The sequence below is a fragment of the Ensifer sp. 1H6 genome, from assembly GCF_001976035.1.
Lineage (GTDB): Bacteria > Pseudomonadota > Alphaproteobacteria > Rhizobiales > Rhizobiaceae > Ensifer > Ensifer canadensis.
Window position 1 is genome coordinate 187,579 of sequence record NZ_MOAI01000003.1, and the last position, 12,934, is coordinate 200,512.

Here is a 12,934-nt window from a genome sequence, read left to right on the forward strand (position 1 = left end):
CGGTGGCTAGAGTCAGGGTGCCGGTTTCACCCAGACCCTGTTGTCATGGAAAGCCGCGCCGCCATAGGGCGCAACTGCATCGGCGCCAGTAAGCACATTGATGCCCTCCCCGTCGAGATGGGCGCCGTTCGGCCACAGGCCTTCAGCGATCACCACGCCGCGCCGCGCGCCGCCGCCGACCACCACATGCAGGCGCACTTCGCCGCGTTGGTTGCCGAGCTTGACGATATCACCGTCGCCGACGCCAAGTGAGGCGGCGTCATCCGCATGCATCATTACCATCGGGCGGACTTCCTTCTGGATCGACGACGGGGTCTCGGCGAAGGTCGAATTGAGGAAAGAGCGCGCCGGCGAGGTAGCGAGACGGAAGGGGTGTTTCGCATCCGTGACCTCGATCAGGTCGACATGATCAGGGAACTCAGGCAGTGCCGCATGCGGCCCCTGCAGACCCATCGACTTCGGGGGACGGTTCGGCGCCGGCGTGCCGGTCCAGTCCGCCTTGAAGCGGAATTTGCCGTCGGGATGACCGAAGCCCTTGAGATAATGCGCGTCCTCGAACGCCGGCTGACAGTCGAGCCACTTCTCGCGCTTCATCTCGTCATAGCCGATGCCGTAGTTGGCAAGCAGCCGGTCGATATGCTGGCGCTCGCTCAACCCAAAGCCGGCATGATCGGCGACGCCGAGGCGCCTCGCCAGTTCCTCAATGACGAAGAGATTGGTGCGCACGGTCGATGGCGGCTCCACCACCTTCGGCCCAATCAGGATGTGTTGATGGCCGCCGCCGCGATAAAGGTCGTCATGTTCCAGGAACATCGTCGCCGGCAGCACGACATCCGCAAGCTGCGCCGTGTCGGTCATGAACTGTTCGTGCACCGCGACAAACAGGTCGTCCCGCAGGAACCCGCGTTTCACCAGCCTTTGTTCCGGGGCGACGTTCACCGGATTGGTGTTCTGGATCAACATCGCCGTCACCGGGCCGCCATGGCGCAGCGCCTCGGCATCGCCGGTCAGCACCCGCCCGATCTGCGACTGGTCGAGCATGCGCACATCAGGATCGTGGAATGCGGTGCCGACAAGCTCACGCTTGTCGAGCTTGAAGATGTCGTTGTTGGAATGAAACGCCCCGCCGCCTTCGTGCTTCCACGATCCAAGAACCGTGGCAACGGAGGCGGCTGCATGGATCGCCACCGATCCGTTGCGCTGGCGGGTAAAGCCGTAACCGAGGCGGAAAAAGCTCTTCGGCGTCGTGCCGACGAGTTTCGCGAACGCCTCGATCTCCTGGACGGACAGACCGGTGATCGCCGACGCCCATTCGGGGCTGCGCGACTTCAGATGCGTTTCGAGCCCGGTCGGGTCATCGGCGAATTCGGCCATGTAGGCGCGGTCGGCATAACCGTCGCGGAAGGCGACATGCATCACCGCGCAGGCGAGCGCCGCATCCGTGCCCGGTCTCAGCACCAGGCCCATATCGGCCTGCTTGACCGTGGGATTGTCGTAGATGTCGATGACGACGATCTTGGCGCCGCGATCCTTGCGGGCCTTCACCGCGTGGGTCATGACGTTGACCTGGGTGGCGACCGCGTTTGTCCCCCAGATCACCACGCAGTCGGACTTCGCCATCTCGCGCGGGTCGGGGCCGCGCAGCGAGCCGGTTGCCATCGAGAAACCGGTCCAGGCCATATTGGTGCAGATCGAGCCGAAGAAGCCGGAATAGCGCTTGGCGTGGCGCAACCTGTCGATGGAATCGCGTTGCACTTGCCCCATGGTACCGGCGTAGAAATAGGGCCAGATGGCTTCGGCCCCATGCTTCTGCTCGGCCCTGACGAACTGGTCGGCGATCTCGTCGAGTGCCGCCTCCCAGGAAATCTCCTGCCAGTTGCCGCTGCCCTTCGCTCCGGCGCGCCGCTGTGGCACCATCAGCCGGTCAGGATGATAGATGCGCTCGGAATAGCGCGCGACCTTGGCGCAGATGACGCCAGCGGTGTATGTGTTGGCGGCGGCACCGCGCACGCGGCCGATGCGGCCTTCGGCCGTCAGGTCCACTTCCAGCGCGCAAGCCGAGGGACAGTCGTGCGGACAGACGGAGTGGCCGATCGACTTTTCTGCTTTGATGGGGGTCGCAACGTTCATGGCTTTTCTATATGGCATCGACAATCGGGCTCAAAGAGCCAAACGCGCATCCATCGAAACAATTGATCACAGCCATCGGCGGCCCTCATGAACTATCGGCATATCTATCACGCGGGCAATTTCGCCGATGTTCTCAAGCATGCGGTGCTGGCACGGCTCGTCACCTATCTCCAGCAAAAGGAGAAGGCGTTCCGGGTTCTCGACACCCATGCCGGCATCGGTCTCTACGATCTGTCGAGCGAAGAAGCGCAGAAGACCGGCGAGTGGCGCGACGGCATCGGCCGGCTGCTCGAGGGTGATCTGCCAGCGCCGGTCGCAGCTATTCTCGAACCCTATCTGGCGACCGTTCGCGAGCTCAACACCGGTTCGGAGCTGACGCGTTATCCCGGCTCTCCGAAGCTGGTTCGCATGCTTTTTCGCCCGCAGGACCGTCTGTCGGCGATGGAATTGCACCCTGATGACTACGAGACGCTGCACCGGCTCTTCGACGGCGACTTCCAGAGCCGGATCACCGAGCTTGACGGCTGGCTGGCGCTTGGCGCTCACCTGCCGCCCAAGGAAAAGCGCGGCCTCATCCTGGTCGACCCGCCCTTCGAGATCGAGGGAGAATACGAACGGCTCGCCGACGGCCTCGCCAGGGGTTATCGACGCTTTGCCGGCGGCACCTTCTGCCTGTGGTACCCCCTGAAGAAGAATGCGCCGATCAAGGCCTTCCATGAGGCACTCAAGGCGCTCAACATCCCGAAAATGCTCTGCGCCGAGCTTGCCGTGCGCAGCGACCGCGACACCACGGGATTGTCGGGTTCGGGCCTGATCATCGTCAACCCACCCTTCACGCTCAAGAGTGAACTCGACGTGCTGTTGCCCTTCTTGAAAACCCGGCTCGGACAAGACCGTTTCGCTTCGGCACGCTGCTTCTGGCTGCGTGGGGAAGAAGCAGCAACTCGGGGCCTTGACTGAAAGGCTCTTAAAGCCGCAATCTTGCGAGACGATCCAGGGAGACGCCCATGACTCGCAAGCTCGCCGCAACGCTTCTGGCCTCGCTTTCCTTCGCCGCCACGACAGCGCCCGCCGCTTCGGCGGCCGACTATCTCGGGACCTACCGCGACCAGCCGACGTCCTATAGCGCGGGCGTCTGTGGCGACGCCTCGGTTCTCGGCTTCATCACCTCGCGGTTCGAATACAAGGCGGCGAACTATCTGCACGCCAATCTCTCGATCGCCGAGATCCGCAACATGGGCCAGAACCGGCTGGAACTACGCGACTACACGCACCGCGTCGAGCGCGAGTATTGCCGCGCGACTGCCGTCATGACGGATGGCGACCAGCGGCCGCTCTATTATCTCATCGAGCGCAACTGGGGCTTTGCCGGCATCGGCCGGAGCATCGAGTTCTGCGTCGGCGGCCTCGATCCCTGGTATGTCTACGGCGCACATTGCGCTTCGCTTCGCTGACCATGCCGAGGTATTGCCGACAGCGCCGGCTCCTGCCGGCGCTTTTCGTTGTGTTGGCACTTGTCGGCTGCAGCGAAGACAGCGCCGAGAAGAAGCCGCCATTGCAAACTGCAGGCCACACAAAAACGGATGTCGCCCTCCCCGTCGGCCAGGGCTTTGATTTCTACGTCCTCTCACTCTCTTGGTCGCCGACTTGGTGCGATGACAACGACCCATCAGGCAAAATCGGACAGTGCAAGATCGGCAGCAACCGCGGGCTGATCGTACATGGGCTGTGGCCGCAGGATGAGCGAGGGTACCCCGATTTCTGCCCGACGCGCCAATCCGATCGTGTGCCGGAAGCGCTCGGCCGCCAGTATCTCGATCTCATTCCTTCGATGGGGCTGATCGGCCATCAATGGCGCAAACATGGCACCTGCTCGGGCCTCAGCCAGCAGGACTATTTCGCCGTGACACGTGCAGCGCGCGAGCGCGTTGCATTGCCGGCGGAACTCGGTGCTGCGCGTCGCGAAAATTCGATGTCCGTCAGCGCCATCGAGGCCGCGTTCGTGGCCAGAAATCCGGGCATGACGACAAACGCCGTCGCTGTTACCTGCGAGGGCAAGCGGCTGGAGGAAATCAGGATCTGCTTCGACAAGGCGCTGAGCTTCCGGCCCTGCCCCGAAGTGGATCGCCAGGCCTGCCGAAGAGACACCGTGACACTGCCTCCAGCATCCTAGGCCGATACCTTGCCAATGGGTGCGGGAGCCGCTCCTATGTTTTGAAACTGCGTGTGGCCTTCCGTACTCGATTTCGGGCGGTGCGCGCGAAAGTGAAAGATGCTCGATGAGAATACTCTACTCGCCCACATCCCCCTACTCCAACAAGGTCCGCATGGCCGCGCATTATGCCGGGTTTGCGGTTGAAAGCGTGCTGACCGATACCAATGCCAACTCGCCAGAGCTTATCGGCAGCAATCCGCTCGGCAAGATTCCGACGCTGATTACCGGCGATGGCAAGTCTATCTACGACAGCCGCACGATCATGCACTTCATCGACCGGGGAACGAAAGGCAAGCTCTACCCGAAGAATGCCGGCAAGCGCTTGGATATCGAAATCCTCGAGGCGCTGTGTGACGGCATTTGTGACTGCCTGCTGGCGATCGTCTACGAGAAGCGCATCCACCCGCCGGAAAAGGTCCATCAGCCCTGGATCGACATGCAATGGACGAAGATCGAACGCGGCCTCGACCATCTGAACGAAAACCTACCCAAGACCGGAGCCAAGCTGCATGCGGGGCATTTCGCGCTCGCGGCACTGCTGCGCTACATTGAGCTGCGCTTCAGCGGCGAATGGCAGCGGGGTCGCGCCAAGCTCAAGAACTGGCCGGCGAAGTTCGAAAAGCACTTTCCGGATTATTCCAAATTCAAAGCATAAAAAAAGGCCGGGTCACCCCGGCCTTCTTTCTTTGATCCGGCAGAAGCCGATCAGAACTTCACACCCATACCGACGCGAACGCTCTGCTCATCGTAACCGGTCGAGACGCTCGTACCGCCCATATGGAAGTCCTTCGAGCCGTAGTCCGTGTAGCGATACTCAACGCGGGCGGTGATGTTGTCCGTCACGAAGGTTTCGGCACCAGCACCAGCCGTCCATCCGACCATGGTCTTGTCGTCGGCGCCAGCCTGAGTTCTAACTTTGGCGTTACCGACGGCGAGACCGGCCGTGCCGTAAACCAGGACCGGGTTCAGATCGACACCGACGCGGCCGCGGATCGAGCCGTTCACACCTTGCGTAACGCTGCGGTTGCTGGAATGAGAATCGTTGCCGGCGTAGCCGATATCGGCTTCACCACCGTAAACCATTTGGCCGCTCTGAACGTTGTAGCCGCCATAGAGGCCGCCGCCAAATCCAACCGCGGGGTTGTTGCCGGTCGCGTCGGCTTCGCCATGGCGCCAATCAACGGTACCACCGACATAAGCGCCCGACCAGTTCTTCGCAGCCGGCTCGGTGTATTCAGCCGCCGGAGCCGCCGGAACTTCGTCGATCGCGTCTGCAGCGTGGGCGGCCTGGAAGGCGATGAGGGATACGGCCGAAGCCATGAGGGTGGTGGTGAACGTACGCATAAATATTCTCCTTTACGAACCGATGCCTCGAGGGTTGGGATCCCGCAATGAAACATCGGACAACTTTCAATTAACCCGCCCGGTTGAGCTGAAATTGGCCAGCAAATGAGGATTCACAAGAGCCAAAATGTGAAATTTTGGTGGCACAATCACGCCCAAAGTTTGATGTTGCTTTCACGCCACAGGAGTTTTATTAACCATCTTTCAAGATTAACGAAAGATATACTATATGGCTTCAAAATAATACAATTTACGCGAATTCCATTAATTTTTGCGAAATGAATCGTCAGGGAGAGTTTCAGGGCGGCGTTTCTTGCCTATATCTTCGTCCGCTGGCGCGAAGATTCGAAAAGCGGGATGAAACGTGAAGAAATCACTGAAGGCGGCACTCGTAACCGGTGGCGCCAAACGGATCGGCAAGGCTATAGTTGAAGACCTCGCGGCGCACGGCTTCGCGGTCGCAATCCACGCCAATGGCTCGCTCGATGAGGCGGAGGCGCTTGCGGCTTCGCTTGTCAAAACCGGGGTCGCAGCCGTTGCCGTGAAGGCGGACCTTACCGACACACAGGAAACCTTGGCGCTGATGGCGCAAGCCAACGAAGCGCTCGGACCGATCGACCTGATCGTCAACAATGCCTCGCTGTTCAAGAAGGATAGCCTCGACGCTTTCGACGAAGCCGTCTGGGACCGGCATTTCGCCCTGCATGTAAAAGCACCCTCCCTGCTCGCCCGCGATTTTGCCCGCCAGCTGCCACGCGGCGTCTCCGGCCTCGTCGTCAATGTGATCGACCAGCGCGTCTGGTCTCCAAACCCGCGTTTTTATTCCTATATGTTGTCCAAGTCCGCACTGTGGACGGCAACACAAACGATGGCTCAGGCACTTGCGCCGGATATTCGCGTCAACGGCATCGGCCCCGGGCCGACACTGCCGAACGAGCGGCAGGATCCTCGCGATTTCCAGGCTCAGGTCGATGCGGTGATCCTCAAGCGCGGTCCGGCGCTCGGCGAATTCGGGCGGACGATCCGATTCCTTTTCGACACGCCGTCGATTACCGGACAGATGATCGCGCTGGATGGCGGCCAGCACCTCGCCTGGGAAACGCCTGATATCAGGGAGATAGTGGAATGAACGGACGCGTGCCGACTGACGGCGGCATCCTTTATGACGGCAATGACATCGAAGACGACGACGACCTGATCGAGGCGCCTGAAGGCGTGCCCGCAGGCCCGGCGATCGAGTGGGCGGAGAATCGCAACGAGGTCGTGGGCCTCAAGGGCGCCGAACTGATCCAGGCCTTCGTCAAGCGGCTGCCGAACGGCCCTGGCGTCTATCGCATGTTCAATGAGGCCGGCGACGTCCTTTATGTCGGCAAGGCACGCAGCCTGAAGAAGCGCGTCGGCAACTACGCCCAGGGGCGCGGCCACTCCAACCGTATTTCGCGGATGATTCGCGAAACGGCGAACATGGAGTTCGTCACCACCCGCACGGAGATCGAGGCGCTTCTGCTTGAAGCCAACCTGATCAAGCGGCTCCGGCCGCGTTTCAACGTGCTTCTGCGCGACGACAAGTCCTTTCCCTATATTCTGGTCACCGGCGACAGCCGTGCGCCCGCCCTTTACAAACATCGCGGCGCACGCAGCCGAAAGGGCGATTATTTCGGCCCCTTCGCATCGGCGGGCGCCGTCGGACGCACGATCAACTCGCTGCAGCGCGCCTTTCTGTTGAGAACTTGCACCGACAGTGTGTTCGAGACACGCACGCGTCCTTGTCTTCTGCACCAGATCAAGCGCTGTTCGGCGCCCTGCACGGGCGAAATCAGCAATGAGGGTTATGCCGAACTTGTGCGCGAGGCCAAGGACTTCCTCTCCGGCAAGAGCCAGGCGGTGAAAGCGACGATTGCGGCGGCGATGGGCGAGGCTGCGGAAAACCTCGACTTCGAACGTGCCGCACTTTATCGCGACCGGCTCGCAGCACTCAGCCACGTTCAAAGCCACCAGGGCATCAACCCGGCCGGCGTCGAAGAGGCGGACGTCTTTGCGATCCACCACGAGGGCGGAACCTCCTGCATCCAGGTGTTCTTCTTCCGCACCGGGCAGAACTGGGGCAACCGCGCCTATTTCCCGAAGGCGGACCCATCGCTGCCGACGGCAGAGGTGCTTTCGGCCTTCCTCGCGCAGTTCTACGACGACAAGCCCTGTCCGCGGCAGATCCTGCTGTGCGAGGCAGTCGAGGAGCAGGAACTGCTCGGCCAGGCGCTCAGCGAAAAGTCGGGCTACAAGGTGTCGATCCAGGTGCCTCAACGCGGCGAAAAGAAGGATCTTGTTGATCACGCGCTTGCCAACGCCCGCGAGGCGCATGGCCGCAAGTTGGCTGAAACCGCGTCGCAGTCGCGACTGCTCGAAGGTTTTGCCGAAACGTTCAAGCTCGAACGCGCCCCACGGCGGATCGAGATCTACGACAACTCCCACATCATGGGCACCAATGCCGTCGGCGGCATGGTGGTCGCCGGCCCTGAAGGTTTCGTCAAAGGCCAGTATCGCAAGTTCAACATCAAATCGACCGACATTACGCCCGGCGACGACTTCGGCATGATGCGCGAGGTGATGACCCGCCGCTTCTCGCGCCTGCTCAAGGAAGAAGGCAAACCGGACCGGACTGCCGAGGTCGCCGAAGATGCAGCCTTCCCGGCCTGGCCGGACGTCATCCTGATCGACGGCGGCCAGGGACAGATGACGGCTGTCCGCACGATCCTGAGGGAATTGGATGTCGAAGACTGCGTGACGGCGATCGGCGTCGCCAAGGGTGTCGACCGCGACGCCGGGCGCGAGCGTTTCTTCGCGCTCGGGCGCGACAGCTTCACCCTGCCGCCGCGAGATCCGGTGCTCTATTTCATCCAGCGCCTACGGGACGAGGCGCACCGTTTTGCCATCGGCTCCCACCGCGCGCGGCGCAAGAAGGAGATGGTCAAGAACCCGCTCGACGAGATTGCCGGTATCGGGCCGACGCGCAAGCGAGCATTGCTCACCCATTTCGGTACCGCCAAGGCCGTTTCCCGCGCCGGCATGAACGACCTGATGGCGGTCAACGGCATTTCCGAAGCGGTCGCCCGGCTGGTCTACGAGCATTTCCATGAGGACGCGGCAAAATGACCGTTGCAGCGCAGCATGTCGAAGAGGACACGCGGAAGACGCTGTAATGGTTCAACCTTGCCGCATCGTTTCGCCCCCCGATCGATACCGATTTAAGGAATTATGCAGTGGCAATTCACCGGGCGTTCAGGTGAGATGCGCCAATTATGACAACCTTCGCACAATGATTTGTTGACCTGAGGGTCGCAAAGTCATTCTGTACCTCCGAGGAAGACAGAGAACCCGAATCCATGCCCACGCCCGTCGCCTACAGCATCCCCAACCTGCTCACCTATTTCCGAATCCTGATCGTGCCGCTGATCGTGCTCTGCTTCTTCGTCGAAGGCCGGCTGCACAGTTCGGATTTTGCGCGCTGGACGGCGGTCACTCTCTTTGCCATCGCCTCGATCACCGACTTCTTCGACGGTTATCTCGCCCGCATCTGGAAGCAGACCTCGAACATCGGCAAGATGCTCGATCCGATCGCCGACAAGCTGCTGGTCGCCTCGATCCTGCTGCTCGTTGCCGCCGACGGCACGATTGCCGGCTGGTCGATCTGGGCCGCCATCATCATTCTGTGCCGCGAGATCCTCGTTTCGGGTCTGCGCGAGTATCTGGCAGCGCTGAAGGTCAGCGTCCCGGTTACCCGCATCGCCAAGTGGAAGACGACGATCCAGATGGTGGCGATCGTCTTCCTGCTGGCCGGCCCCGCTGGCGACAAGATCCTGCCCTATACGACCGAGGCCGGTATCGTTCTGCTGTGGATTGCCGCGGCGATCACGCTCTACAGCGGTTACGACTATTTCCGCGCCGGCCTGAAACATGTGGTCAACGAATGAGCACCGTCAATCTCGTCTACTTCTCTTGGGTGCGCGAACGCATTGGCAAGGGTGAGGAAACGCTGGAAGTCCCGGCCGACGTCGTCACCATTGCCGATTTGCTTGCGCATCTGAAAACCCTTGGGGAAGAATACGAGACGGCGCTCGAGCACCAGAACGTCATCCGCGCAGCGATCAACCAGGAGCATGTCGAGCATGGCGAACCGATCGCCGGCGCGCGCGAGATCGCTCTCTTCCCGCCGATGACCGGTGGCTGACGCCATGGGCGCGGCCGTCACCGTGCGCGTGCAGTGCGAGGACTTCGATCTTTCGGCCGAGGTTTCCAAGCTCTCTTCCGGCCGCCCTGACATCGGGGCGGTTGTGACGTTTTCGGGCCTCTGCCGCGACGAAGCGGGCACGCTGACCGCTCTCGAGTTAGAGCATTATCCTGGAATGGCCGAAGCCGAAATCGAACGCATCTGCAGGCTGGCGGTCGAACGCTTCGGGCTGCAAGCGGCAACGGCGATCCATCGCTACGGCAAGATCAATCCCGGCGAAAACATCGTGCTGGTGATCACCGCCTCGCCGCACCGGCAGGCGGCTTTCGATGGCGCCAACTTCATCATGGATTTCCTCAAGACCTCCGCTCCCTTCTGGAAGAAGGAGCACTCGAGCGACGGAACGGCCGGCGGTTGGGTCAGCGCCAAGGATGCCGACGACACGGCGCGTGATCGCTGGAAACGCTGACATCAGGGGATGATTTTCTCCTGCCGCGTCACCGCGAGCACGATGACGAGGAAGCCGAAGATCGCGAAATCCCGCCAGAGGATCGGGCCATACGCGCCCCAGAGCGTTTCGAGCAGGCCGATCGCTGCTGCACCGAGCGCGGCACAAAGCGGCGAGGTCTGGCCGCCGATCGCCGCGATGAACAGCACCTTGACCCCGAAGGTTAGCCCGGTGCCGAAATCCATGTTGCCATAGTAGGACGCGGCCAGGATGCCACAGCAGGCGGCGATCAGCGACGCGGCGCCATAGGCGGCGATATAGACACGCGCCGCATCGATGCCGCACAGGGCAGCAGCGCCACGATCCTCTGACACCGCTCGCCACGACCGCCCGGCGCGACTATGCGCCAGAAACCAGTGACCGCTCGCGACCAGCGCCACCATCAACAGCGTGTTGAGCAACTGGATCACCGTCAGCGTCACCGGGAACTTGGCATCGGACCAGAAGACGATGTTGCCGTTCAGAAACGGTGGCAGCCACAGGCTCTTCGTTTCCGACGCCAGCCGCGCGGTCTCCATCAGCACCAGAAGACAGCCAAGCGACGCGACGACGACAGTGTTGGCCGACGAGAATGCAAGCGGGCGCATCACATAGCGCCCGGCGACAAGCCCTGCCCCGACGCCGAGTGTGAGGCCCGCTGCGGCGCCGAGGCCGAGCGCTACCGGCAGCACCAGCCACAGTTGGTTCCAGCCGAAATTGGCAAACAGCACGAACATCTGGCCGGCGAAGGCAAAGAGAGCACCGTAGGTGAGATCGGCCCGGCGGGTCACGGCAAAGGCGATGGCATAGCCGAATGCCAGCGCAGCATAGAGCGCGGCGATAGGGACGGCATTGGCGATCTGCTGCAGGAAATAGAGCATGGCGCATCCGGGAGCGTGACAACATCAATATAACTGGTAAAATCACATTTACCAGTTAGGATTTGTTCATGACCTTCACCTGGACCGCACACCGATTTGCCGGCGGCGCGCTGGCGCTGGATGTCGCCAACTCCGTCATCCTGCGCTTTGATCCCGCGAGGCGGATCGATCGCTTTGCCGACGTCCCGGCGCTCGACGGCTTCGCCGGAGCCGCCAACCGGTTCTGCGCCGAGAGCCAACGCTTTGGCACGCTGTTGCCCGTTGCCGAGCCGAACCGCACCAGGCTCTTGACGTTGCGCGAGGCAACGGATCGGCATTTTCGGGCGCAGGCGGAGGCCGAGCAGCGGGTAGACTTGATGGCCGACCTGCTCGAGGCGATCGCCGCGGTGTTGCGTGGTGCCGGCAACGGTGGAGACGCCGTCGCGCTCGACACCGCTACGGCCCATTCCGCACTCAGCCTCGTCGCCAATCCCGAACCCGATCGGCTGAAGATCTGCCCCAATTGCGGCTGGCTATTTCTGGACAGGAGCCGCAACCGCAGCCGGACCTGGTGCGACATGGCCGTCTGCGGCAACCGCAGCAAGGCCAAGCGTCACTATCGCCGCAGCAAGGAGGAGGCACAATGATAATACGGACGATTGCAACGCTTGCGGCCATGATGACGGTGATGCTGATCGCCGGCTGCCAACGGGAGACCGGCCCCGATCCGCTAAAGCTGACTGGCAAGATGTTCATCTTCAACTACCGCCTCGCCTATGCCGTCTACACGATCACGCTCCAGAAGACGGAGCCCGTGCCCGAGGGTAGCATTGTCATCGCGACATTCGAGAACCCGGTGGGCGGCGAGTCGCTCAAGGTGACGCGCAAGCTCTTTCCAAAGCTCGACAGAGTGGTGCTGGAAAGTCCCGATCTGACTTGTGTGAAAAAGGAAAGGCCCTATGCGGTGACGATCGAGGTGAAAGGACCTGCGGGCGAAACGCTGCAGAAACTGGAGACCACCGTCACCTCCGATGTCGACCAAGATATCTTGCCGGCGAAGCCACTGGTCGAGGGTCCGGCATACGACAAGAATCCGGCGGTCTTCCGGGACGGCAAGGCGCCGGAGCATTTTGAAACGGCAAAGTGCCCGATATGAAAAAACCGGAGCGTTTCCGCTCCGGTTCAATCGAGTGATTTCAAGCCGTTATGGCCGGAAATGCAGATATTGAATTCAGCCGACGATTTCGGTGCCGGAGAACCAGTATGCGATTTCTTCAGCAGCCGTTGCCGGAGCGTCCGAACCGTGAACCGAGTTTTCGCCGATCGAAAGGGCGTGAACCTTGCGGATCGTGCCTTCATCAGCGTTTGCCGGGTTGGTGGCGCCCATGATTTCGCGGTTCTTGGCGATGGCGTTTTCGCCTTCGAGAACCTGAACGATGGTCGGGCCCGAAGACATGGACTCGACGAGTTCGCCGAAGAACGGACGTTCCTTGTGAACGGCGTAGAAGCCTTCAGCTTCGCGGCGGCTCATCCAGACGCGCTTGGAAGCAACGACGCGCAGGCCGGCGTCTTCGAGCATCTTGGTGATGGCGCCGGTCAGGTTACGCTTCGTTGCGTCCGGCTTGATCATCGAAAAGGTACGTTCAATCGCCATTGGCTCAATTCCCTTGTTT

Annotated in this window: 15 protein-coding genes; 11 read left to right on the forward strand and 4 right to left on the reverse strand. The window is 61.5% G+C overall.

The genetic code is table 11. The annotated features are described in order from the left end of the window. Window positions 1–12 precede the first annotated feature (12 nt). Entirely contained in the window at window positions 13–2,148 is a 2,136-nt protein-coding gene (locus BKP54_RS05370) for a molybdopterin oxidoreductase family protein (RefSeq protein WP_025426490.1), read from the reverse strand. A gap of 69 nt (window positions 2,149–2,217) precedes the next feature. On the opposite strand from BKP54_RS05370, the gene BKP54_RS05375 reads away from it, so the two are divergent. The 4 genes from BKP54_RS05375 to BKP54_RS05390 all read left to right on the forward strand — a co-directional run bounded on the left by BKP54_RS05375 (window position 2,218) and on the right by BKP54_RS05390 (window position 5,000). After that, complete coding sequence (locus tag BKP54_RS05375; RefSeq protein WP_025426489.1) at window positions 2,218–3,090, forward strand: 23S rRNA (adenine(2030)-N(6))-methyltransferase RlmJ; 873 nt, start codon at window positions 2,218–2,220, stop codon at window positions 3,088–3,090. A 47-nt stretch (window positions 3,091–3,137) separates the two neighbouring features. Then, window positions 3,138–3,584 carry a hypothetical protein gene (locus tag BKP54_RS05380; protein ID WP_025426488.1) on the forward strand — a complete coding sequence of 149 codons (447 nt, stop codon included), beginning with the start codon at window positions 3,138–3,140 and terminating at the stop codon, window positions 3,582–3,584. Between the two features lie 2 nt (window positions 3,585–3,586). Next, window positions 3,587–4,303, forward strand: a complete 717-nt coding sequence (locus tag BKP54_RS05385; protein WP_057211525.1) for a ribonuclease T(2) — start codon at window positions 3,587–3,589, stop codon at window positions 4,301–4,303. Between the two features lie 106 nt (window positions 4,304–4,409). After that, the gene (locus tag BKP54_RS05390; RefSeq protein WP_025426486.1) at window positions 4,410–5,000 is read left to right on the forward strand and encodes a glutathione S-transferase; all 591 of its coding nucleotides are present in this window, start codon (window positions 4,410–4,412) and stop codon (window positions 4,998–5,000) included. Between the two features lie 50 nt (window positions 5,001–5,050). On the opposite strand, the gene BKP54_RS05395 is transcribed toward BKP54_RS05390, so the two are convergent. After that, window positions 5,051–5,689: an outer membrane protein gene (locus tag BKP54_RS05395; protein WP_025426485.1), complete on the reverse strand. Its 639-nt coding sequence runs from the start codon at window positions 5,687–5,689 to the stop codon at window positions 5,051–5,053. 364 nt (window positions 5,690–6,053) lie between these two features. On the opposite strand from BKP54_RS05395, the gene BKP54_RS05400 reads away from it, so the two are divergent. From BKP54_RS05400 to BKP54_RS05420, 5 genes are all read left to right on the forward strand, one after another. Beyond that, entirely contained in the window at window positions 6,054–6,818 is a 765-nt protein-coding gene (locus BKP54_RS05400; protein ID WP_025426484.1) for an SDR family oxidoreductase, read from the forward strand. Further along, the gene (gene uvrC, locus BKP54_RS05405) at window positions 6,815–8,839 is read left to right on the forward strand and encodes an excinuclease ABC subunit UvrC (RefSeq protein WP_025426483.1); all 2,025 of its coding nucleotides are present in this window, start codon (window positions 6,815–6,817) and stop codon (window positions 8,837–8,839) included. Before BKP54_RS05400 ends, uvrC begins: the two co-directional genes overlap by 4 nt. A gap of 230 nt (window positions 8,840–9,069) precedes the next feature. Next, the gene (gene pgsA, locus BKP54_RS05410; protein ID WP_025426482.1) at window positions 9,070–9,657 is read left to right on the forward strand and encodes a CDP-diacylglycerol--glycerol-3-phosphate 3-phosphatidyltransferase; all 588 of its coding nucleotides are present in this window, start codon (window positions 9,070–9,072) and stop codon (window positions 9,655–9,657) included. Beyond that, the gene (moaD, locus tag BKP54_RS05415) at window positions 9,654–9,914 is read left to right on the forward strand and encodes a molybdopterin converting factor subunit 1 (protein WP_057211447.1); all 261 of its coding nucleotides are present in this window, start codon (window positions 9,654–9,656) and stop codon (window positions 9,912–9,914) included. Before pgsA ends, moaD begins: the two co-directional genes overlap by 4 nt. A gap of 4 nt (window positions 9,915–9,918) precedes the next feature. Next, entirely contained in the window at window positions 9,919–10,383 is a 465-nt protein-coding gene (locus BKP54_RS05420) for a molybdenum cofactor biosynthesis protein MoaE (RefSeq protein WP_084814304.1), read from the forward strand. 2 nt (window positions 10,384–10,385) lie between these two features. Here the strand turns inward: BKP54_RS05420 and BKP54_RS05425 are convergent, their stop codons facing one another. Further along, window positions 10,386–11,282: a branched-chain amino acid ABC transporter permease gene (locus BKP54_RS05425; protein ID WP_025426479.1), complete on the reverse strand. Its 897-nt coding sequence runs from the start codon at window positions 11,280–11,282 to the stop codon at window positions 10,386–10,388. 68 nt (window positions 11,283–11,350) lie between these two features. Between BKP54_RS05425 and BKP54_RS05430 the strand changes: the two genes are divergently transcribed. Beyond that, the gene (locus BKP54_RS05430; protein WP_025426478.1) at window positions 11,351–11,908 is read left to right on the forward strand and encodes a CGNR zinc finger domain-containing protein; all 558 of its coding nucleotides are present in this window, start codon (window positions 11,351–11,353) and stop codon (window positions 11,906–11,908) included. Beyond that, entirely contained in the window at window positions 11,905–12,417 is a 513-nt protein-coding gene (locus BKP54_RS05435; protein ID WP_038575989.1) for a hypothetical protein, read from the forward strand. The genes BKP54_RS05430 and BKP54_RS05435 overlap by 4 nt, the downstream gene beginning before the upstream one ends. Before the next feature lie 75 nt (window positions 12,418–12,492). On the opposite strand, the gene ndk is transcribed toward BKP54_RS05435, so the two are convergent. Then, window positions 12,493–12,915, reverse strand: a complete 423-nt coding sequence (ndk, locus tag BKP54_RS05440) for a nucleoside-diphosphate kinase (protein ID WP_025426476.1) — start codon at window positions 12,913–12,915, stop codon at window positions 12,493–12,495. Window positions 12,916–12,934 lie beyond the last annotated feature (19 nt).